The organism is Chitinophaga sp. CF418 (genome assembly GCF_900142925.1).
Taxonomy (GTDB): domain Bacteria; phylum Bacteroidota; class Bacteroidia; order Chitinophagales; family Chitinophagaceae; genus Chitinophaga.
In genome coordinates this window covers 15,570-38,667 of the sequence record NZ_FRCN01000011.1, presented here as the reverse complement: position 1 = coordinate 38,667, position 23,098 = coordinate 15,570, and the positions used below count along the sequence as shown (strand labels likewise).

The window sequence follows — 23,098 nt, the reverse complement described above, 5'->3', positions numbered from 1 at the left end:
TTACGTTATATCATAATGGGACCCGCATTGTCTATGGATTACAATTGCGGGTCCCTTTGTATTGAGGCAATACCTGTTTATTGCGCTGCTGTAAAATGATATTTCCCGGATCCTATTTCCAGCGACTGTTCCTTATCACTGCTAACAAGCCGTATATCCTTCTGCTCGCTAACAGCCTTACCACTTTCCATTATCGCATTACCGCTTTTCACCGGCATATAAACCGTAGCCGTTGTATTAGCTGGTATCTCCACATCCAGCACAAACTGACCATTTTGCAGCTGCCAGGATGATTTAATCTGCCCATAATAAGTCTGCAAGGTGCCGGTTGCCTGTGTAAGTGATCCACCAGGACGTGGCCGGATAATAATCTGACGGTACCCGGGAGCATCCTCCTTCGTATCAATTCCCGCAGTAACTCTATACATCCAATCGCCGATAGCGCCATAAGCATAGTGATTGAATGAGTTCATGCCAGCATTTTCAAAGGTATGATCCGGTTTTTCTCCATCCCATCTCTCCCAGATAGTTGTAGCACCCATTTTAACAGGATATAACCATGAAGGATAAGTGTCCTGCAATAAAAGTGTATAAGCCATGTCCAGGTGGCCAAAACGGCTTAAAACGTGGCATAAATAGGGGGTGCCCAGGAAGCCCGTGGTAAGGTGGTTATTATAACTTTTGATATTTTCTACTAATCGGAGGGCGGCCTGTTCCCGGAGGCTTTCTGGTAACATATCAAAATTTAAGGCCAGCACGTATGCTGTCTGGGAGCTGGATACCAGGCGACCGTTAGGGGTGACATATTCTTTTAAGAATGCCGCTTTAATACGTTGCAACAGTGGGGTGTATTCGGCTATATCGGCCGTTTTGCCCAACACCTGTGCCGCATTGATGAGCAGTTGTGTGGAATGGGCATAAAAGCATTGCGCAATGAGATATTTATCCGTGATAGCGGCTCGTCCATCCAGGTCATCATCAGGGTGATAGAACAGCCAGTCACCGAAATGAAAACCGGTATTCCAGAGGTCCTGCGGACTTTGTTTATGCATATATTCCACCCAGGCTTTCATGCTGGGATATTGCTGTTCCAGCAATCGTTTGTCTGCATAAGCCAGGTACATGTTCCAGGGAACAATAGTGGCTACGTCCGACCAGCCGGCAGATCCCATGGACTGATCGCCCAGCACATTAGGCACAAGGAAAGGAACGCTGCCATCTGACCTTTGGTCGGCTGCTACGTCTTTCAGCCATTTGGCGAAGAAGTTATTCACCTGGCGATTGTATGCTGCAGTTCTGAAAAAAGCCTGTGCATCACCCGTCCAGCCAAGCCGTTCATCGCGCTGAGGGCAGTCTGTCGGAACATCGAGGAAGTTGCCGCGTTGGCCCCACTGGATATTGTGTTGCAACTGATTGATGAGTTGATTGGAACAACTGAAGTCGCCGGTTGCAGGCATATCAGAATAGAGCGCGAAAGCGGTAAAGTTATCCGGGTTTAATTCACCGTTAAAGCCGGTTATTTTAACATAACGGAAGCCCTGGAAAGTGAAGTGGGGCTCAAAAAGCTCAGTGCCATTTCCTTTAAAAATGTAAGTGTTTTTCTGTTGGGCCCTACGCAGGTTTTCGGTATAGAAGTTTCCTTTGTTATCCAGTACTTCTGCATGTTGGAGCACAATACTGTCGCCTGCGCGACCTTTGATCTGTACTTGTACCCATCCTACCAGGTTCTGACCAAAATCCATCACTTTCTCGCCGGCAGGAGTGGTGAATATCCGTACAGGTTTGAATTGTTCATGCTTTCTCACTGGTTCATTTATAGTGGCGATCAGGATACTTTTATTGTTATCACTGCTTAGCTGAACACCGGACCAGGCATGATCATCATAGCCGGGATCAGACCAGCCTTCTTTTTCTTTTCTGGCATCAATGGTTTCGCCGTGGTAGATCTCAGAATTAAGAATACTGCCGGTGGACGATCTCCAGCTGTTATCAGAAGTGATCACTTCTTCGGTACCATCGGTATATTGGATGTTTAACTGGAATAGGAGTCCTGTTCTGGAGCCAAAGTGGTTCTTGCTATTTTCCCATACCAGGTAACCGCTATACCATCCCACACCCAATGTTACGCCAATGGCATTGGCTCCCTGACGAAGCAGATTGGTTACGTCATATTGCTGGTATTGCAGTCTTTTCCGGTAGCTGGTCCACCCGGGAGTAAGGAGGGCATCGCCTACCCGCTGACCGTTAATACGCGCCTCATACATACCGCGAGCAGTGATATAGGCCGTGGCGGACTGTATTTTTTTACCTGCCTGGAATGTTTTACGGAACAGGGGACTGGGTCGTGAAATGCTGTCCTGGATGAAACCGGGTTCAATCCAGCTGGCTTTCCAGTCGCCGGGTTGCAGCAATCCCATTTGCCATTCAGCTACAGGGCTCCAGCCGGAAGCCTGTCCCTTGTCATCCCATATCCTGACCTGCCAGAAATACTTTTTACCTGAGCTGAGAGGACTACCTCCATAGACCACGTGCACGGATTGATCAGCCGTTACTTTGCCGCTGTTCCATGTTAGTTCTTTCCCCTGGTTCAGCAGTTTTGAGGACGTGCTGACACGCAGCTCATACGCTGACTGGCGGATATTCCTACGGTTACCGGATAACTGCCAGCTGAGCAGGGGCTGGGATATGTCGACACAGGTTGGATTGATGCGGTTCTCGCAGAGCAGGCTATTCACCTGGGTTTGGCCCAGGGCGCCGGCAAAAAAGCTAAAGAAGATCAGGCACAAAAGCACCAGTTTTTGCATAACGGGGAGTTTATGATTAATAATTTGATTGCTCAAGATAAAAAATGATCAGTTTTAACTGTCCTGTACTTTCATAGTGCTGTTAATGTAGTATAATATATTAAAAATATTTAAAGTGTCAGGGCTGCAGTCGGAAGTAATGGTAATAATCTATCAAATAAGAAAACTGCCGGTGATGAACCGGCAGTTTTCTTATTAACATTATCTTCTAAGTTTTAAAGTATCTCTACGGGGTGAACACGACAAAGACAGTCTGTCTTTTTTCTTTACTGCGAAGACCTTTTTAATGTCTTTGAGGAGAAAGCAGTATATGAATCTGTTTAGCTGGATAATATGCAGCGGATGTTGGAAGGAGACATGAGTGCAGTGCAACGGGTTATACAAAAATAAGGCTACTATAGTGTAACCCACTTTTTTTCAGGTGGGTTACACTATAACACTATCAGTTTAGCACGGGGAGATTATCTGGGATTCTTAGCTAAATTATCTCTATCAATAACGTTTTACAACGCGGAATTGAAACCGTTGAGGTTCACCTACTACGCCTGCATCTGCCATTCTCTTTTTAAGCATATCTGATTTCCAATATGCGTACGCTTTGGCGGTATCAGTCAATGCCGTTACCACGACTACTTTATGGTTATCGTCTACATCATGGCCATAAGCTCTTACTGCTATACCATTATCCATTCTATTCTGTTTACCTTCTTCGAATGCTTTCTGCCAGGTATCCCAGTCTTTCACGGTAAACATTGTACTGGACCGGAGGTCTGTACTAGACATGGCTGTGTCCTGAAATACCATGGTAACAAAATTAAAGGTTGGGGCCCCCATAACACCTCCTTTTTTCATGGCTTCTTTCAGGCTGGCGTCTTTGCTAAATGCTTTTGCTTTGTCCATATCATCAACCTTTACAGCAACCAGTACCATGTCTGGATCCTGTAAGCCGCGGCCAATTACATAGCTGTGTATTCCATTTGCCATACGCATGGAGTCATGCCCTTCGTACGAGGTCAGCCATTTGTCGAAGTTGGCAACCTTGTGTTTTGCTACCATCATACTTTGAGGTGTTGTTACAATGGTGCTTGTCACAGGTGCAACTTCAGCGGGGGGAGTAGTGTCCATAGCAGTGGAGTCTGTGTTGGTTTTCTCTCTGCCACCGCCACCGCAGGCGGTCAGTAGACCTATCATAGTTGCATAAACGAGGACACATGAGAATCTTAATTGCTTCATCGACTTTGGTTTTTAAAAATTAAAAAAAAGGTAGAAAGGAGGAGGGGTAATAGATACTAATAAATACGTGGATAATGAGTAATAAAGTTAAATTATATTAATTTAATAGCCGAATTTTATTTACTTATGTGACAATGCTATGATACCTGTTTTTTCAATAGACGAAGTAGCAGACGGCGGTTTTTTTATCGGAAGATATGTGGAAAGTGAAACTGTGCGTCTGATCGACAAGGTGGTTCACCGTGATGATCATTATATTTTTATCATCCAGGAGCAGGGAAAGAGTGTAGTGACGATTGATTTTCGGGAGGTATCACTTAGCGGAGCGGCTTTGGGTTGCATATTGCCGGGACAGGTGCACGGGGCAATTTCAGCAGAGAGCACTGTGGCCTGGTTTATAGCTATAAAGGCAGAATTCATCAGTGAGGCGCATCGTAATGCCCTGGGCGTACAAGTTCCGCTGCTACCGATGGTATCCCTGGAGCCATCGATGGCAGCTATGCTGCAAGAAACATTGCTTTTGTTGCTAAAGGCCCGGGCTTTGTATAAAGGGGGGGATCTGAATGCCAGTATACTCCATTCGCTGATACATGCTGCCTTAGGAATGATAGCGCAGGGATATGAGAGTCAGGAGAGATCTGCCAAAGCCGGCATGTCCAGGTCAGCGGCGATCAGCAGCTCTTTCAGATCACTTGTTTCAAAAAACTACAGAGACAATAAGGCGCCATCAGACTATGCAAAGATGCTCAATATATCCTATACATATTTGTATGAGGTAATAAAGGAACATACGGGCTTTCCGCCAATTTACTGGATCCAGCTGGAAGTGACTACGGAGGCAAAAAGACTTCTTTTCTTTACAGATCTTTCTATCAAAGAAATATCTTGTCTGCTTGGATTTGAGGACCACAATTACTTTTCAAGATTTTTTACCAAATTGTCAGGAGCTGCCCCTTTACATTTTCGGAGGGCTTCCAGGGAATAATCCAGGATGTACCCGGTTTTATCCATTTGAAGTAGTGTTGCCAGATCGTTGCTTTGCAGGCAAAAAGGTAACATGGACCATTCTGCATTTTTCAGTTTTTGCTTTGTTCTGGTATGTATCACAATTACATATAGGGGGTATCAGCTGCTGTCATTTATATACCTGTATATACGTTCCTCACCTTCATCTCTGAAGTGTCATCTCCAGGAAAATGCCTATGCCATGATCACAGGTGCTACAGATGGCATTGGTAAGGCTATCGCTATCGAGCTTGCAGCGTATGGATTTAATCTTATTTTACATGGACGGAACACTGAAAAGCTGGAGCTTGTTCAGCATGAGATCAATGCAATGTATCCGGATTGCAGGATCACTACTATTTGCCGGGACGGTGGTCAGGAACCAATATCGGATATATCATCCATAAAAGGGCTACCTGTGACCGTGCTGGTGAATAATGTGGGTGTTGGACCTATTGGCTCCCTTGCCACTTTCCCTGTCAGCGAAATTGGCCGGACTGTAAATTTGAATATTCTCTTTCCTACTTATCTTACGCGGTCTCTGCTTGCGCTGGAAAATCAGCTATCTCTCATCATTAATATTTCTTCGTATGCCGGCCTGTTTCCGCCGCCATTCCTTGCTGTCTATGCTGGCACTAAAGCATACAACAATGCTTTCTCCAAGGCGCTTTCTGTAGAACTTGAGAACGCGACGGTAATATCTATGCTGGTGGGCAGCGTGCATACAGGCAGCAACACTAAGCCGGTTTCTTTCATGCGCCCTGATGCAGGAGTTTTTGCAAAGAGGGTTATAAGAATGGCAGGCGCCGGGAGAAAAAGTGTTTATCCATATTGGCCTCATGCTGTTCAGACCTATGTGTTGTCGCTTTTGCCGGCAGGGTTTATCGATAGGGTAATGAGAAAAGCGATGCGAAGGGAGTTATAATGGTGGACATTCCATTTTGGTAAAAAATTATTGTAGTTTACCTATATTGGGCATCCGGAGTCAGAATTCCGCGATCTAAGCTGTCATGGGGATGTGCGGGCAGGTGAATAATGAGATGTTGAACTGGTTTTGATACAGATGAGAAGCTGAATGGCTGTTTCCCGGTAATATTCGTAACCTAATTACAACATGGATAAGAGTTTTGTAAAAATTGCAGCCATTATTATCATCGTTTTTACCGGTCATATATCACGTAGTCAATCCAGGTACGATCCGGCAGTATTATTTCCGGCACTTCCCTTGTTACCGCCAGGCAATGAATACCGGACGGCTACCGGGGAACCGGGATCCGCCTATTGGCAGAATCAATCTGATTATGTAATAGATGCAACGCTTGATGACCAGCGAAATGTTATTAAAGGAGTTGCAACGATCACTTATACGAATAATAGTCCCCGGGCGCTTTCTTCACTATGGCTGCAGCTGGATCAGAATGTTTATAAGCATAATTCCAGAGGTATCCTGTCAGGACTATTTCAATACAAGAACGCTGATGAACACGTAGCGGATGGCGGATTTCAGATTGAGGATGTAAAACCTGCCGGTAACACTACAGGTAGTATCTCTTATGATATTTATGATACCAGGATGAAGTTATCTTTGTCTGAGCCGCTACAAAAAGGACAGCAGTTAACTTTCCGGATACAATATAGCTATCTCTTTCCTGTCAATTATAAGAATGCTGATTTTCAGGTGAACAGAACGGATATCATGCCTTCCCGGAATGGTAATATCTATGCTGTGGCACAGTGGTATCCAAGGATGTGTGTATTGGATGATATAGAGGGCTGGAATACATTGCCATATCTTGGTAATGGGGAATTCTATCTTGACTTCGGTAATTTTCAGGTGAATATTACATTGCCTTCATCTTACCTCGTAGAGGCGTCCGGCGATCTGATGAATCCGGAGGAAGTGTTAACTCCTGTTCAGCTTCAACGGTGGAGAGCAGCTAAGGAAAGTGCCGACCGTGTATTTATTAGGTCAGCAAAAGAAGTGCTGGAAGCTTCTTCCAGGCCTGCAAAGCCTACATGTACCTGGAAGTTTAAGATGGATCGTACCAGGGATTTTGCATGGACAGCGTCTAACTCATTCATCTGGGAGGCGTCAGCGTTCCGCTTGGGAGATGGAAAAAAGGTGATGGGTAGTTCTTTATATCCTGTTGAATCTGATAAAACTAATAGCTGGGCAAGATCCGGCGAGTACATCAAATTTACATTACAGCACTTTTCCGAAAAGTGGTTTACCTATCCATTTAACAAAGCTGTCAATGTTGCTTCCAACCTGGATGGTATGGAATATCCAGGTATAGTGTTTTGTTCAGCCAGGGATACCGGTAATATTTATTGGGCAGTGGTGAATCATGAATTGGGGCATACCTGGTTTCCTATGGTAGTGGGTAGTAATGAACGCAAATATGCGTGGATGGATGAGGGATTCAACCTCTTTATGGATAATATAGCAACAAAGGAGTTTAATAAAGGAGAATTCAAAGGTTATGCTGAAATTGATATGCCTGTCACCGCCCTTTTTGCGGATACGTTATTGCCCATTATAAGCCGTCCTGATATTATACCTGGTAACCAGGTATATAGTATCCAGTACCAGAAAGTGGCTTATTTACTGGCCTTACTCCGCAATGAAATCGTCGGAACTGAACGTTTTGATGCTGCTTTCAGGAAATACGTCAATGACTGGGCGTATAAACATCCTACTCCATGGGATTTTTTCAGAAGTATGAATGCTTCTGTAGGAGAAGACCTGACCTGGTTCTGGAAATCCATGTTTATTGAGAATTTTAAGATGGATCAGAAGATTGCTAAAGTTGAAAATGCTGATAAGCAAAGCACCTTTGTGACCATTGAAAATACAGAGAGGGCGGCAATGCCACTTGTGGTTGATATCGCATACGTCAGCGGCGTACATGAGCGGAGGTCCTTCCCCGTGGAGATATGGCAATATAATACTGTGTATACCTTTGCGGCGTCCAGGAAAGAGGGGGTTTCCAGGATTGTTATCGATCCGGATCAGGTTTATCCGGATGTGGACAGGAGTAACAATATTTATGACTTTAAAAAATAGCCAGAAGGCTTAACAATATGGCAAAAGAAATTGAAAAAAAATATCTGATCAACCTGGAGAAATGGGAGAAAGTTGAGAAGCAATAGTTTGTGTTTAATGATTGTTGCAATCAAATTATTGGGAGATGGAGGTACTACAAATATAGGTCGGCCTTTTTAACAAAGCCGGCAGGTGGTTAATCATAGATTGTAAGCAATTATATGAGCATCAATGCCACTGATCAAGGATTTTTCTTTTCAGTTGCCAGTCAGTCGTATTTCCATTTATGACGATTGTACTTCTGTTTTGGGCTACGGAGATAATGGTGCCTACAACAGCACCGGTCGCAAGCCCGATAAGCGCGCCTGCAGCAACGTCATCACCGGGGGAACTCTCATATCCCAATGAGCCATATACGTCTTCATTTGCCTGGCCGGATGCTAAACCCAGAAGCCCGCCGGACACCACTCCGATAGTTGCCCCTATTGCGATTGCATGAGCAAATGTTCTTTTTGTTTTGATGGTGCCGATGTTTCTCAGCGGAATCTCAAGCTGTGTTTTGTGAGCCTGAAGTACAATGGAGGTGTCTGTGGTGGCCGTAAAATCCCCCTTGGCAATCATTTGACCCTGTTGGTCATATATTCTTATAAACCGTTTTTGAGCCTCCAAAGGGCTTATACTACAGAACAGAATTAGCAGAAGCAGGTAATTCTTTTTCATAACAAGAATTTATAGGTTGATCCGATAATTTCTGCAAAGCGTTGTTTGTAATATGGGGTTTAAATAAGATAGGATGGTTAGGTTGAGAGTCCGGTTTTTGGGGAGAAAATTTGTGTCAAAGGTACTGGAGTTCTGCCACCTGTCCATATTTAATTTAATGGCAGGATATCTTAGTCCTGGCGGTATCGGGCACCCGGACTTCTTTCATAGTTTACAGACAAATCAAAGTGGGTTAAAGCCATTGGCTCACCGGCAGACTTTCAGATGCTTCGCTGTTTATCAGCGAAATAGGATGAACGGTGTTTCTCTTGCTTTAGTAGCTTGAAGGTACAGGGATAAACAGGACGGTAGTTGTCAGCTAAGAATTAAGCATTCCATCGGTGATAATTGTACCTGTATCGTTCTGAAAACGCCCTGCGATCTGCTGCGTGCCGGGAGTATTCCCCGTTTTGCAAATGGAAAAAGTACTTCCCATTCGCTGCCTTCAGGATGCAGGTTCTTGTCGATCACGACATCCACCAGTGCATCGCTTTCCGTATTTGTATTCGCGACGATCAACACTTCCTCGTCGTTCAGTATGCGGGAAAAAGCAACGACACCGCCTTTATAGGGTGAATGTCCGAAATTAATACCATCACCGCTGCTGGGACGGAAGTACTGCCGGCCGTAGCGCAGTGCCGGTACGACAGCGCGTAAGCTGCTTAGCTCAGAGAGGAACTTATACATGTCTTCCTGCTCATTAAATGCATTCCGCATGCCCCATAAGGCTTCTCTGGCGTACTCGCGCATGTTACCGGCGCCATTGAGCCCCTGTTCGGTGCCGTAGTATATGCATGGAACACCTTGCATGCACAGAAGGCAGGTAAGGGCCAGTTTTGTTTGTCCGGGGAACTGTTTATTATGGAAGCGACGGTCAAGGTCGTGGTTGTCGATAAAGGTGACGTAGTTCTTACCTGCATCGCCATGAGAGCTCACAATCTGACGAAGGATTTTGAGCCGGTAATCAAAATGGTCCGCAAGGTCTTTGGGAGCTGCAAAGCCTTTGCAGACATCAACCAGGCGCTTACGCATCGGGAAATCGATAGCCGCGTCCACACCGATGAATTCCTCATCTTTTTCGGTATTACGGCCAATAAATTCGGCAATTCTGGCTTCGTCATCGTCCTGCCACACTTCACCAAAGGTGAAGAAGTTCTTTTTACCGATCGATAGCGCGTACTCGCGCATGGCATTGCCAAATACACGGGCAAAATCGGCTTCCACATATTGCAGTGTATCGATACGGTAGCCGTCGAGGTCGAACCTGGCCATCAGGTATTGATAGGCTTTAATCAGGTGATTACGCACGGGATAGATGCTCGTGCCTGGAATAAGGTATTCTGTGACCAGTTCTTTCATGCGGGAGAAATCGCCACGAAGGCCATCATTACCACGCCGCCGGAAGAAGTCGTTCTGTTGTAATTGCTCTGGCCAGATGAGACCATTGCCGGGTGGATTCTGAATATTGTCGATATCTGTCCAGTCGCCCTTTGCCTGTCCCTGTCCGTCGCGCCAATAGATTGTATATTCCCTTGCGTCGTTCCATGGTGCTTCATCGCGCATACCTTCATAGTTAAACACATCACCGGTATGATTCAGGACAATATCCAGGATCACATACATGCCATGGGCATGGATCTCATCTACCAGGCTGCGGAATTCTGCATCGGCGGCAGCGGGGTTCTTTAATGCGGCATCAGGATCATCACAAAACCGGGGCTCTATGCGCAGGAAATCAAGGGTGCCATAGCCTCCCCAATAGTTATGGAACCACTGCGGATTCATTAGTACCGGAGAAAGCCATAGGGCGCCAACTCCCAGCTTTTTAAGGTAGGGCAGCTGTTGTTTGATACCGGAGAACTTACCTCCCTGGTATACAGAGCAGGGATACACGTTGGGGGATGGTGGTCCGGAAGGATTGTTGAACCGGTCTACCAGTAAGAAATAGATCCAGTGATCACGCCAGTCAGCAGGCGAGGGGAATGGATAAGGAATTGCACTTCCTGATGAAGTGAGTATGGTGGACTGTTGTGCGTTCAACACGTCCTGCATAATGGGGTCTTCTAATGAGCGGGGCATTTGATGAGTATTGTGCGGTAAACAATAGTTTTAATCTGCACGTGTTCCTTAAGTTAAGGAAAATTAACCAATTGACTATAGATAATAACCCCTGGGGATGGAAGATGGTTCACTGCCGGAGCTCCATTTTTTTGATGACGTCTGCTGCGTTGCCATTACCCGGATCCAGTTCAAGCGCTTTTTTATAGCTTGATAATGCATTGATTTTATCTCCAGCTTTTAAATAAGCTTCGCCCATACTGTCAAAGACATTACCGGATGCAGGATATTCTTCTGTGTTGAGTTTGAACAGTTCAATGGCATCATCCAGCCTGTTATTCCTGAGTAAATAATAACCAAGAGAATTACATTCCCTTTCACTGAAATAATAGTTATTACTGTCTTTGGTTTTTAATAAGGATCTATAATCAACGATAGCCTGTTTCACCCCTGTTTCCTTCGCTTTGCTCATTATCCAGTTTGCTCCTGAAATTTTAGGAATAGTATATGGTTGATCGTTCAGAATATTCACAAGGGCTTCCCTGATGTTGCCTACCAGCTCATGACGTACATTGCTGATGAAAATGATGGTGTTGTGTTTATTCACCTGACGTTCTATGTATGCACGAAATCCGGCAAACCCACCATCGTGCTGAATGATTTTATCGTCCTTATCGCCGCTTATAAACCAGCCATAACCATAGCCCTGTTTTCCATACATTTTGCTATCCCATACATTTTTTCCAGGCGTTTATTATAAATGATCCTGCCATGATCAGCCAGTAAAACAGCGCCGGAGAATTGTCCCTGGTTAAATATTGCAGACATAAAATCGTCTGCACGTTTTGCTTTGTTGTCGGTCTGCCCATTGGCTGAAAAAATCAATCCACTCAATAAAAGGAATATCAGCGCTCTTTTCATTTTTTTCGTTATGGCTTGAATAATCAGTAAGGTGATGCCGGAAGCTTTTTAGCCAGATATATGCCAATGTATTAATTGTACGTAAATCAATTGATTGTTTGGTGTCGGGCACTATTGGACCTGACCATTTGTGAACGGCTGATGTCCGGTTTTAATACATGCTGGTTTTGCGTTTGGCGGCTTATAGATCCGCGGGATGTTAGTTAAGAATGTAAGAAACCCCTTTCAATTTGAAAGGGGCCTGTAATAACTTGCTTTAATTGAGAAACGCTATTTCTGCTGCTCCTGGTCATCCACTGTCTGAGGCAATGGATAATTGCGAATTCAGAATCCGCTGCGAAGTGAGGCACCTGAAAACAACGTTATTCTGCATAGGCGGATCAGGCCTGAACAGCCTGTTTGTCCAGCCACTGCTGGAAGGTGATTTTACCCAGCCGCGCTTCTCCAAGCGGAACGAGGGACTGAGCATCAATTACGCTTCCAAAATAAAGGGCCTGCGGATCAGCGACTACTTTCCGGTTGTCTCCTTTTGCTGTGAGGTACTGGCGTACAAAATCTGCCATACTGAAGCGCTCAGGTCCTGCTACCTCGGTGATGCCGTTAATAGGCCCTGCTTCGACCGCATCAGCCAGGGCTTCAGACACTTCTGCAGCTGCAATCGGCTGGATGGCGCCGGTAGACAGGTATATATCATTACCTTTCATGGAGGAGTCGGCGATTCCGCCTGCGAACTCCATGAACTGGGTAGCGTGTACGATGGTATAAGGTATACCGGATTCCCGGATCAGTTTTTCCTGGGCCACTTTAGCCCGGAAATAGCCATTATCCGGCAGGCGGTCCGTACCAACAATGGACAGGGCTACATGGAATTTTACACCTGCAGCCGCCTCCGCTGCGGCAATATTTTTTTGTGAGGTTTGAAAGAAATTAAGCACTGCATTATCTTCAAAAGATGGAGAGTTTGAAACATCTATCACAACATCTACTCCGTCAAATGCCTCGTCTAAGCCTTCACCCGTGATAGAATTGACTCCAGAAGATGGGGAAGCAGCAATTACATGATGGCCACGATCACTTAATATTTCAACAAGTTTTCTACCAATGAGGCCGGTGCCCCCGATTACGACAGCTTTCATGATTGTGTGTTTTGTGGTTTGCAAGCCGGTTAAGAAATGATGTATGGTTTGACTAATGATCACGAAGTTGGCAGTATTCCCAGCCGGGAATATTAATCTATAACAAGAAATAAGAGGATGGGTTCACCAGTGGCCAGAAATGAAAAAGAAATAATTTCTGATTATATTTAAGCTTACCACTCATTAACCGTTATGATAAACAAACCAGGAATGCTGACCTTTCTGCTGTCAGTTCTCATCTTTCAATATGCTGCGCGGGCGCAGGAACAATGGACGCCCTTATTTAATGGCAAAGATATTAGTGACTGGATCGTAAAGATCCACCATCATGAAACCGGAGATAATTTCGGGAATACCTTCCGGGTGCAGGACAGCACTATTCAGGTGCGCTATGACCAATACGGTGATTTTAACGAGCAGTTCGGACATCTGTATTATAAAGTCCCGTTTTCCTATTACCATCTTAAACTGGAGTACCGTTTTACAGGAGAATGGGTAAAAACAGCCCCTTCTTATACCGTCCTTAACAGCGGAGTGATGTATCATTCACAGGACCCTCGTACTATGCCGAAGGAACAGGACTGGCCTATTTCTATTGAGATGCAGTTGCTGGCTGGCCTGGACGATGGTAAGCCGAGACCCACCGGGAATATGTGCTCTCCGGGTACACATATCGTATACGAGGGAAAACTGGATACCCGCCATTGTATCAACTCCAGCTCTAAAACCTACAGCAAGAACGAATGGGTACAGGCGGAACTGATCGTGCTGGGCGATTCGCTGATCACACATATTATCAATGGTGATACGGTATTACGGTATTCCAAACCACAGATCGGCGGTCCGGTGGTGAACAGGTATGATCCTAAGCAGAAGCAGGACGGGAAGATCCTGAATGCAGGGTTTATTGCCTTGCAGAGCGAGGGGCAGCCGATAGACTTCAGGAATATCAGGATCATGAACCTGGAAGGGGTATTCCGAAGGAAGTAAAAAGAAGTCAATACCTCTTATCTCTCAGTGTGTTTTTACGGATTGTTAATACGCTTTTACCATGTCTTTGACTTGGACTTAATGCTGTGTTCATCTCTGGGGGAATAACTGTTTTAACTTTTTTACTTAAAAAAAACGCTATAGGATTCAAAGAGATGACGGATGATTTGGTAACTTTTGAACCTCCGTAATTAATTCAGCAAGCGATTTGTTTGAATAAATCAAAATCTCCTGTTCAATTTTGGCTTGTCTGAGAGTTGTTTTCTTCCCCTGAAATTCCATTTCCTGAATGGTATGCAGTTGGGCTTTTAACAAGCTTAATTGAGCCTGACGGTATCTCTCTGCAAGCTTTTCCAGTTTGTTATCCGGAAATTGATTCTTTATAGCAAGGACCAGCTCCATCTCTCTTTGCTGTACCTGTTCCCGCTTTTTGACTGGTTCTGATCGTGGGGCGAAAAGTGGCATACATATGATTTAAAGCAATAAACACATCAAAGCTAAAATACTTCGATCGTTTTTACAAAAGGAGACACTTTTTCAATTGGCAATTGAATGGAAATCAATGTATTCTCCTTTTGTGATTTTCTTAACAATTACGTTTATGGAAAACTGATTTTCGGGGAATCCTCTAATGTATCACCTAAAATCAACTTTTCATGAGCCAGAAGATTCTCTTTCCTATTCTGACAATTGTTGGAGCCTCTTTGTTTATCAGTTACTTATATCCTTATACGCAGCAACCCCGGACTGAAGATCAGCGGACTTTGACGGTACAGCCGGATAAAACTCCGGATAAGCCGAATCCTGCTCAATCAAGGATCCAGATAGTATTTGCCTTAGATGCTACAGGCAGCATGAGTGGCCTTATAGGCGCCGCAAAGGAAAAGATATGGTCAATTGCAGGGAGTCTCGCACAGGCAGAACCGGCGCCCGTAATTGAGATAGGGTTATTGTTTTACCGGGATAAGGGAGATGTATTTGTGACCAGAAAGGTCGCTTTATCAAGCGATATAGACGATGTATATGGAAAGCTGATGCAGATAGCCGCAGAAGGTGGGGGAGATGAGCCGGAAAGTGTTAATCAGGCCTTGTATGAGGCAGTGACAAAGTTTAACTGGGATACGTCTAATGACACATATAAAACAGTATTCCTGGTAGGAGACCGCTCACCGCATATGGATTACCAGGATGATGTGAAATACCCGGTGAGTTGTGGGCTGGCTAAGCAGAGAGATATTGTGTTAAACACCATTCTGATGGGAAATGACAGCAAAGCAATGCGTATATGGAAGGAAATTGCGTCATGTAATCAGGGCAGCTATGCGCAGGTAGGAATGGACGCCAATGATATAGCTGTGAATACCCCGTATGATGCTGCGATTGCTGATTTATCGGACAAGCTGGATGATACAAGGATCTATTATGGCGATGCAAATGAAAAGTCTGTTGCCTATAAAAAAATCTCTAATAGTAAAATGATTGCAGGTGGAGTTAAGGCAAATGTAAAAGCGCAGCGGGCAGAATATAATTCGACCAAAGCCGGTAAGGTTGCATATTATGGTCAGAAGGAATTATTAGAGAGTTACAGAGATAAGTCAGTGAGCTTTGATACTATCAAGGAGGAAGAATTGCCTGATGTTATGAAAAATATGACTGCAACTCAAAGGAAAGTATTCATTGAACAGAAAATTGCTGAGAGAGATAGCTTAGACAGGGAATTAATCAAATTTACAAAACAGCGGCAGGAGTTTATAGAGAAGGATCTTAAGAGTCGTAAGTCAGCGGAAGTAGATAGCTCGTTTACAAACCGGATATATAAAAGTATTCAGAAGCAAACCGAAAAGAAGAATATCCACTTAAAAGCTGATGCTAAATATTAATGAGAGAAGGTTGTAATAGGTCAGGCGTGACTTTGGGGGAGACACACATAAAAAGAGCTGCTCTTAAGTGCAGCTCTTTTTATGTGTGTCATCATATTCGAAGTGCTGCAGGGTACTTCCTGCTTTAGTGTATCCTTTCTCAAAACTTAAATCCTGCGCCTACGCTTAATAGCCAGGGATTAATCTTTGTATCTGCATATACGGTCGCGCCGCCGGCTACTTCCGGAACCGTGGTGACCGTATTCTCTGTTTTCAGCCAGATCTTCTTTGCGTCTATGTTGATGAACCATTTTTTACTGATGTCTATATCAATACCCAGCTGAGTAGCAAAGCCGAATTTATTCTTGTAAGAAATATCTGCAATAGCAGGACCTTCTTTTATACCGTAGAATATTGTGTAGTTAACACCTGCACCAACATATGGTAGTATCCCCTTACTTACAGGCTGATGATACAGAAAGGTCAGGGTAGGAGGCAGCAGCCATACTTTCCCCAGGTCTACATCGCCAAGGGCGGTGCCCGTAGCAGTTACCTTATGCCTGGTGGTTCCCAGGATGAGGTTTGCAGATACCCGGTCAAAAAGAAAATAGGTAAAGTCCAGTTCTGGTATAACAGTATTGGATATGTCAGCGCTGCCGCCTATTGTACTGATAGTGGCGCTGGCGTCAGGAATTACCGCCGTGGCTCTCAGGCGTGCACGCCATTCTCCTTTCTGTTGAGCAAATCCTAATACACTGAGGCAGCATAAGATGTTGAATAATAGTACCTTTTTCATAATTGTAATTTGGTTTCTTGTGGACACAAACCTAGAGAAGGTACAATATGAAAAAGGTGACTAAGAGCAGGGGTATTACTGATTCTGAGGATTTGAATGGCTGATACTGCTCAGACGGAGGGATAGAAACCCGGTGTGTAATGAATTTAACCTTCATTATTATGGTTATATCTTTCGGTTATCAGATGGATGCTGTCTTGCAGTGGAAGGAAATAGAAATGATGTGTGAAAATGAAAATAAAAAGACCTTCCCATGTACCGGGAAGGTCTTTTTATTTGAACAAATTAAAGGATCAGTATGGGCTGATGATCTCAATAGCATATTCTGGCCAGCTGCTTATACTATGATATAGGACGGCTGTGATACCTGTAGTTGTCTTCAGGTCGTCTGCAATCCAGGTATTGGCGCTCGACGGATAAACGGTAAAAGGCCTGGAAATAACTTGCGTTGATGTACCAGCCAGGTAGAAAGTGATACTCGAAGGTACATTACTACTACCGTCTATCACATAATCCAGTGTACCAAGTTTGCTGCCGGTCTGCCCGGTGATCGGGAAAGTAACGGAAGCGACATTTTGCTTTGCCACCGGGGGGGGCTGGCGCGCAGGTGCAAAACTGAACAAAGAGAAGGACAGGCACAGTAATAGTGCAATGGACAACAATTTTTTCATAAATAGTACATTGAGTTTTTAAAAAGCAGCGGCATCAGCGGCTATGCTGGAGATGCCTGATTGTGTCTCGTAGCACGATCAACTAAGCATCAAATTGCGCCAATGAACTCCAGGCAGTATCCAGTACCACAAGCGCTGCTGATATGAAAATACACGGCTGTAATAGACGTTTGTGTTTTCATGCCTCCAGCCAGGTAGTTTCCGGGAGAGCTCAGGCTAAAAGAATAAGTTCCCAGTACAGTACCGGACAGCGTTTTGAACGTAATAGAAGATGGTATAGTTCCACTGCCATTTACTTCGTAGGCAATGGTGCCGGCAGGCTGGCCTTGTCCCGGTGTACCATCAGTGGTGCCGGTAATCGGAAAGGAGTACCTGCGTGCACTTTCTTTGATTACGGGAGCGTCAGAGCGTACAGGAGCAAAACTGGATAAGGAAAAGAATGCGCATAGCATTAATGCAACAGGGAACAACTTTCTCATAGATAATGGTTCTTTTTGTGTCTGGGTTAAAAAAAAATATCGTAACGAATATAAGTGTTTTTCGGACACAGGTTATGCTAAACATTTGCTAATGTTAAATAAACTTTTCTACCTATATAGATCTTAGTTGATGCAAAAAACTCCTGCTTGCATCCTTTGTTACTGTAATTTTTACAGGCAGGTTGAACCAGTCGCAGCTGGCTTTTGTTACTTTGTTATCGGCTGACATTTTCCGGTATGCCTGTCCGGTCGTCCGGCTCAAATAAGTGGCAGCAATTTTTTGAACATTTAAAATGAAACAGTATGAATCCAAACAAAGCATTATGGGAAAAAGGAGACTTTACACGTATTGCTCAGACCATGCGTCAAAGTGGGGAGGAGCTGGTGTCTAAAATTGGTGTTACGAAAGGAATGAAAGTGCTTGACCTGGGCTGTGGCGATGGCACTACAGCAGTTCCTGAGGCAAAAATTGGCGCCGAGGTTTTAGGTGTTGATATTGCAGGAAATCTTGTAGAAGCGGGCAAGCAGAGGGCTAAAGAAGCGGGGCTCACTAATTGCGTATTCCAGGAAGGGGATGCCAGTAACTTAAATGAATTACAGGATAAGTCCTTTGACATGGTGGTGAGCATCTTCGGGGCCATGTTTGCACCAAAGCCTTTTGATGTGGCGAAGGAAATGGTTCGTGTGACAAAATCAGGAGGGAAAATAGTTATGGGGAACTGGATTCCCGGCGATCCAACGCTCGTGGCCCAGATACTGAAGATCAGTTCATCTTACACACCACCTCCGCCAGAAGGTTTTATCAGTCCGATGACCTGGGGTATTGAGAGTAATGTGATTGAACGCTTTGGCAACGCGGGTATCGCAAAAGAGAATATATCATTTACCAGAGACACCTATACTTTTGTTGCCCCATTTTCGCCGGCTGAATTTGTTACGGTATTTAGAAGTTTTTATGGACCTACAATGAATGCTTTTGAAGCTGCTGAGAAGGAGGGAAGATCTGCGGATTTGCAACAGGAGTTGGAAGAGCTTTTTAACAACCAGAATAAGAACGGATCGGAGAAGGGTACTGTAATACCGGCTACTTATCTGAGGGTTACTGTAAATTGTTGACAAGGGGCCTCTTATGATTAGACAGTGATAAGCTCACTCAACACATTATCATTTCAAATTGGAGCAGCTTGACATAGTTGGTATATCAACCATGTGGCAATGCTATTTGAGCAAACTGCTCAAGGCATTGAGAGCATGGATCGTACAAGCAACCAATGAATGTTACCAGCTAAAAGTGTAAATTAATCCCATATAAAATATAAAGATAACTTGATCTTTCGGCATGATCCCCGATGGCATATTACTTGTACTATTGAGGGTACAGATCGTGCCGGCAGCTTAATAGATACAGATTGTCGCGCCCGGTTACATTTCTAACCAAAAGATATTACTATGAAAAAGTATCTGATTGGACTTGCTATTATCTTATTAGCAGGATCATTGCTTCCGTTGATGGTTAGAGGGCAGGAAAAAGAAAGGATTATAGGCGATAGTAAAAAGGCCAAAGCGGCCTTTATTGAGACAGACAAACTCATGGACGCCCTTTTTGACCACAGTTACGGATACGTCATTTTTCCCAATGTGGGTAAAGGCGCAGCAGGTGTTGGCGGAGCCGCCGGCAGAGGAGCTGTATATGAAAAAGGAAAATTGATTGGTCTTGCAAAGATGATACAGGTAACCGCCGGTTTCCAGTTTGGTGGTCAGGCGTACAGGGAAGTGATCTTTTTCGAAGATAAAGCGGCACTGGATCACTTTAAGGATAACAAACTTGAATTTTCCGGCCAGGCTTCAGCGATCGCTGCTAAAGAGGGGGCTGCTGCCAATGTTAAGTACCGGGATGGTGTACTGGTATTCAGCCAGGAGAAAGGTGGGCTGATGCTTGAGGCTGCCCTCGGCGGACAGAAGTTTACTTATCAGCCACGTGCGAAATAGGTAATCCCGGAATAACACAGATCCTGTGAATTTCTTTAAAGCGGTGTTATTTAGGAGATAAGTAACAAAGGTCATTAGAACAGCTAATGACCTTTTTATTATATATAGTAAGATGATCAGAATCAAACACATACCTGCCTGCCAATATTACATTGGATGGCGCCTGCATCAGATGTGGGTGAACTGAAGGAGAGAGAATTCCTGAGGTGGATACAGATTCAAATTGCATATTTTTGTAGGGTACAGAATCGTGAAAAATGAAAGAGAACACCTTATATACAAAAATTGCAAGGGTAATTGAGGAGCAAATTGAAAATGAAACGCTGAAACTCGGTGATAAGTTGCCTTCAATCAGAGAGATAAGAAGCTTTTACAATGTAAGTATAAATACTGCTATACAGGCTTACCTGGAACTGGAGAGTAAATCATTGATAGAATCAAGACCCAAATCCGGTTACTTCGTCAGTAAAACATCCAGACGGAAGTTTTCGCTGCCAAGTATAAGCAAACTGCAATCATCTAATAATGAAAAACACCCGGAGGATCTGATTACTAAAGTTTTTGAAACGCTAAGAGATAAGGAGATTACACAATTCTCACTTGGTGTACCAGACAAAAGTCTATTGCCCGTTGCAAGGCTGAATAAGAGCACAATGCAGGTGTTGAACAGATTGGAGGACGGAGGAATAAACTATGAACCTGTTCAGGGTAATATTAATCTCAGAAGGACCATCGCAAAGTGGTCATTGGTACTTGAGGGGAAAGTTACAGAAGATGATATTGTCACTACCTCCGGCTCTATGAATTCCATTTTTAATTGTCTGATGGCTGTTACTAAACCAGGAGACACCATAGCTATTGAAAGCCCTGTTTATTTTGGGCTACCTCAGATATTAGGCTCTCTTGGGTTAAAAGCAATTGAGATTCCGACGCATCCGGTTACAGGTGTGGAACTGGATGCGCTAAAAAAAGTGCTGCATAAGATCAGTGCATGCTGTTTTGTTACCAATTTTAGCAATCCATTAGGATGCCTGATGCCCGAGGAACATAAGAAAGAACTGGTAAAAATGCTGACAGCTTATGATATACCGTTAATAGAAGATGATATATATGGCAGTTTGTTCTTTGGCAGTTCAAGACCTACACTATGCAAGACATTCGATGAAGCAGGGATAGTGATGTGGTGTAGCTCTGTATCAAAAAGTTTGGCTCCTGGTTACAGAGTAGGCTGGGTAGCGCCAGGGAAATTTAAGGAAAAGATCATCAGGCAAAAACTATTACAGACCATCTCTACTCCAACCTTGTATCAGGAAGTAATAGCGGATTTTTTGGAATTCGGTAGGTATGATCATCATTTGCGTACTTTCCGGAAGAATTTATATGCGAATTGTCTGCAATTTCAGAGGGCTATAGAGAGCTATTTTCCTGATAATACGAAGGTGTCCCAACCGCAGGGAGGATTTGTACTTTGGATTGAACTGGATAAAAAAATAGATACCTCAGAACTATACGCTACCGCCCTCAGGCAGAAAATAAGTTTTGCGCCAGGAAGAATGTTCACACTACGTGACCAATATAGAAATTGTATGCGATTGAATTTTGCACTTGAATGGAGTGAGAAGCTGGAGAGGGACCTTAAGAAGCTAGGTAATATCGTTAAGAACGCACTTTGAACTGTACCCTAATAAATAGTTATATCTGTATCTGTATCCATAATTGCTACTTTTTTAGTTTTACAAAAAATCAGGACTATGGAATTGAAATTATACCAGGTTGATGCCTTTGCAGACAAAATATTCACTGGCAATCCCGCAGCGGTATGCCCATTACAGGAATGGCTTCCGGACGATGTACTATTGAAAATCGCAGTAGAAAATAACCTCTCTGAAACGGCTTTTTACGTACCTAAAGGCGATGGATTTGAAATCAGATGGTTTACACCAGGCGTAGAAGTAGACCTTTGTGGACATGCAACCCTAGCTACTGCATACGTTTTGCGTAACCTTGAAGGTTTTAAGGCAGATGTGATCAACTTTACATCTCCACGCAGCGGAGCTTTACCTGTGACTGTTCAGGGAGATAAGTTTTTACTCAACTTCCCCGTAGATAACTTTGAGGAAGTTGAGCTAACTAATGAGTTGTTATCAATAACTGATAAAAAACCAATAGCTGCATTTAAAGGTAAGACCGACTATATGGTGGTGTTTCAGCATGAGGAAGATATACGTACCATACAGCCCGACTTCGCTGCTATTGCCAAAATAAAGGCCAGGGGAATTATAGTTACTGCAAGAGGAACAACATATGATTTCGTTTCCCGATTTTTCGCCCCTGCAGTTGGCATAAATGAAGATCCTGTTTGTGGTTCTGCTCACACTACCTTAACACCATATTGGGCGAAACAGTTAAATAAGACTGAACTGAATGCATTTCAGTTGTCAAGCCGAAGTGGCGAGGTTACCTGCCGTTTATTGAATGACAGAGTTGAATTGGGAGGAAGAGCGGTGCTATATTTAAAAGGGGGAATATTCATTTAATATTATACAATTAAGATCAGTAGTATGAAAAATGTAGTAAAACAGGAGAATAGTGTATCAAGGCAATTTTTAGGGGTAGACTTTGTCGTACTGGCTATTGGTAATGATTCTATGGTTACAAAGATGTTGTACAAAAGTACTGATAACGTACCTGTTCACAAGCATCCTAACGAACAAAGCGGCTATGTGATCTCGGGAAAATATGTACTAAGCTTTGGTGGAAGGGAATATGAATTATCGTCTGGGGACAGTTATTCCATACCCGCTAATGTTGAGCATTCTATAAAAATAATAGAAGCTGGAGAAGTATTGGATGTTTTTACACCTATCAGGCAAGATTACCTGTAGCAAAATAAATTGTATACATGCACAACCGGGTAAAAGAAAGTTTCTATAAGCAGGGACTGATGCAGACTTTAGGAGCAGAGTTGACCGCTGTTGAAAAAGGCATGGTGAAAATATCCTGCCCCTTCACAGAAGCGCTTACTCAGCAAAATGGCTATTTCCACGCAGGCGTTGCTACCAGCATTGTTGACAGCGCCTGCGGTTATGCGGCTCTTACATTGATGCCTGATGATGCAGCCGTTTTAACCGTAGAGTTTAAGGTGAATTTTTTAAAGCCGGCCAGAACTTCTAAGCTTATTGCATTAGGTAAAGTATTGCAATCTGGCAAAACGCTGACTGTTTGCGAAGGTTATGTTTACGATTCAGAAGAACAACAACTTATCGCAAAAATGACAGCGACGATGATAGCGGTACGAACATGATATATGCTTTATGTTGCGTTTATTGAATGCAGCATCTATGGCGATAGG

The 23,098-nt window shown here is 43.9% G+C and carries 22 protein-coding genes; 11 read left to right on the top strand and 11 right to left on the bottom strand.

What is annotated here, in order from left to right:
- Positions 1-77: 77 nt before the first annotated feature.
- Both F3I09_RS22895 and F3I09_RS22890 read right to left on the bottom strand, forming a co-directional pair.
- A complete protein-coding gene (locus F3I09_RS22895) occupies positions 78-2,804 on the bottom strand; it encodes a glycoside hydrolase family 78 protein (RefSeq protein ID WP_149697383.1) in 2,727 nt (908 codons plus the stop codon).
- Between the two features lie 492 nt (positions 2,805-3,296).
- The gene (locus F3I09_RS22890; protein ID WP_149697382.1) at positions 3,297-4,037 is read right to left on the bottom strand and encodes a hypothetical protein; all 741 of its coding nucleotides are present in this window, start codon (positions 4,035-4,037) and stop codon (positions 3,297-3,299) included.
- Between the two features lie 139 nt (positions 4,038-4,176).
- On the opposite strand from F3I09_RS22890, the gene F3I09_RS22885 reads away from it, so the two are divergent.
- From F3I09_RS22885 to F3I09_RS22875, 3 genes are all read left to right on the top strand, one after another.
- Positions 4,177-5,022 (top strand): helix-turn-helix domain-containing protein, encoded by an 846-nt coding sequence (locus F3I09_RS22885; protein WP_149697381.1) that lies wholly within the window; start codon positions 4,177-4,179, stop codon positions 5,020-5,022.
- 222 nt (positions 5,023-5,244) lie between these two features.
- A complete protein-coding gene (locus tag F3I09_RS22880; protein WP_188133924.1) occupies positions 5,245-5,967 on the top strand; it encodes an SDR family NAD(P)-dependent oxidoreductase in 723 nt (240 codons plus the stop codon).
- Between the two features lie 189 nt (positions 5,968-6,156).
- Entirely contained in the window at positions 6,157-8,109 is a 1,953-nt protein-coding gene (locus tag F3I09_RS22875; RefSeq protein ID WP_149697379.1) for a M1 family metallopeptidase, read from the top strand.
- Between the two features lie 207 nt (positions 8,110-8,316).
- Here F3I09_RS22875 and F3I09_RS22870 read toward each other — a convergent pair whose 3' ends face one another.
- The 5 genes from F3I09_RS22870 to F3I09_RS22850 form a co-directional block, all read right to left on the bottom strand.
- Complete coding sequence (locus F3I09_RS22870; RefSeq protein ID WP_149697378.1) at positions 8,317-8,808, bottom strand: hypothetical protein; 492 nt, start codon at positions 8,806-8,808, stop codon at positions 8,317-8,319.
- A gap of 354 nt (positions 8,809-9,162) precedes the next feature.
- On the bottom strand, positions 9,163-10,926 hold the full coding sequence (locus F3I09_RS22865; RefSeq protein WP_149697377.1) for an alpha-amylase family glycosyl hydrolase: 1,764 nt from the start codon (positions 10,924-10,926) through the stop codon (positions 9,163-9,165).
- Between the two features lie 109 nt (positions 10,927-11,035).
- Complete coding sequence (locus F3I09_RS22860; RefSeq protein ID WP_149697376.1) at positions 11,036-11,626, bottom strand: M48 family metallopeptidase; 591 nt, start codon at positions 11,624-11,626, stop codon at positions 11,036-11,038.
- On the bottom strand, positions 11,587-11,826 hold the full coding sequence (locus F3I09_RS22855) for a hypothetical protein (RefSeq protein ID WP_149697375.1): 240 nt from the start codon (positions 11,824-11,826) through the stop codon (positions 11,587-11,589). Before F3I09_RS22855 ends, F3I09_RS22860 begins: the two co-directional genes overlap by 40 nt.
- A 380-nt stretch (positions 11,827-12,206) precedes the next feature.
- Entirely contained in the window at positions 12,207-12,962 is a 756-nt protein-coding gene (locus F3I09_RS22850; RefSeq protein WP_149697374.1) for an SDR family oxidoreductase, read from the bottom strand.
- A 192-nt stretch (positions 12,963-13,154) separates the two neighbouring features.
- Between F3I09_RS22850 and F3I09_RS22845 the strand changes: the two genes are divergently transcribed.
- Positions 13,155-13,952, top strand: a complete 798-nt coding sequence (locus F3I09_RS22845; RefSeq protein ID WP_149697373.1) for a DUF1080 domain-containing protein — start codon at positions 13,155-13,157, stop codon at positions 13,950-13,952.
- A gap of 147 nt (positions 13,953-14,099) precedes the next feature.
- On the opposite strand, the gene F3I09_RS22840 is transcribed toward F3I09_RS22845, so the two are convergent.
- The gene (locus tag F3I09_RS22840; protein ID WP_149697372.1) at positions 14,100-14,417 is read right to left on the bottom strand and encodes a hypothetical protein; all 318 of its coding nucleotides are present in this window, start codon (positions 14,415-14,417) and stop codon (positions 14,100-14,102) included.
- A 191-nt stretch (positions 14,418-14,608) separates the two neighbouring features.
- Here F3I09_RS22840 and F3I09_RS22835 point away from each other — a divergent pair, with 191 nt between their 5' ends.
- Positions 14,609-15,832, top strand: a complete 1,224-nt coding sequence (locus F3I09_RS22835; protein WP_149697371.1) for a vWA domain-containing protein — start codon at positions 14,609-14,611, stop codon at positions 15,830-15,832.
- Positions 15,833-15,971: 139 nt separating this feature from the next.
- Here F3I09_RS22835 and F3I09_RS22830 read toward each other — a convergent pair whose 3' ends face one another.
- The 3 genes from F3I09_RS22830 to F3I09_RS22820 form a co-directional block, all read right to left on the bottom strand.
- Positions 15,972-16,607, bottom strand: coding sequence for an OmpW family protein (locus F3I09_RS22830; protein WP_149697370.1), 636 nt, complete (start codon positions 16,605-16,607; stop codon positions 15,972-15,974).
- Positions 16,608-16,900: 293 nt separating this feature from the next.
- Complete coding sequence (locus F3I09_RS22825) at positions 16,901-17,278, bottom strand: hypothetical protein (protein ID WP_149697369.1); 378 nt, start codon at positions 17,276-17,278, stop codon at positions 16,901-16,903.
- Positions 17,279-17,367: 89 nt separating this feature from the next.
- On the bottom strand, positions 17,368-17,757 hold the full coding sequence (locus F3I09_RS22820; protein WP_149697368.1) for a hypothetical protein: 390 nt from the start codon (positions 17,755-17,757) through the stop codon (positions 17,368-17,370).
- A 303-nt stretch (positions 17,758-18,060) separates the two neighbouring features.
- On the opposite strand from F3I09_RS22820, the gene F3I09_RS22815 reads away from it, so the two are divergent.
- From F3I09_RS22815 to F3I09_RS22790, 6 genes are all read left to right on the top strand, one after another.
- Entirely contained in the window at positions 18,061-18,873 is an 813-nt protein-coding gene (locus tag F3I09_RS22815; protein WP_149697367.1) for a class I SAM-dependent methyltransferase, read from the top strand.
- Positions 18,874-19,206: 333 nt separating this feature from the next.
- Positions 19,207-19,746: a YSC84-related protein gene (locus tag F3I09_RS22810; protein WP_149697366.1), complete on the top strand. Its 540-nt coding sequence runs from the start codon at positions 19,207-19,209 to the stop codon at positions 19,744-19,746.
- Positions 19,747-20,003: 257 nt separating this feature from the next.
- Entirely contained in the window at positions 20,004-21,419 is a 1,416-nt protein-coding gene (locus F3I09_RS22805) for a PLP-dependent aminotransferase family protein (RefSeq protein ID WP_149697365.1), read from the top strand.
- Between the two features lie 78 nt (positions 21,420-21,497).
- The gene (locus F3I09_RS22800) at positions 21,498-22,283 is read left to right on the top strand and encodes a PhzF family phenazine biosynthesis protein (RefSeq protein WP_149697364.1); all 786 of its coding nucleotides are present in this window, start codon (positions 21,498-21,500) and stop codon (positions 22,281-22,283) included.
- Between the two features lie 24 nt (positions 22,284-22,307).
- Positions 22,308-22,631, top strand: a complete 324-nt coding sequence (locus F3I09_RS22795; RefSeq protein WP_149697363.1) for a cupin domain-containing protein — start codon at positions 22,308-22,310, stop codon at positions 22,629-22,631.
- 17 nt (positions 22,632-22,648) lie between these two features.
- On the top strand, positions 22,649-23,050 hold the full coding sequence (locus F3I09_RS22790; RefSeq protein WP_149697362.1) for a PaaI family thioesterase: 402 nt from the start codon (positions 22,649-22,651) through the stop codon (positions 23,048-23,050).
- The last annotated feature ends 48 nt before the right edge of the window (positions 23,051-23,098 follow it).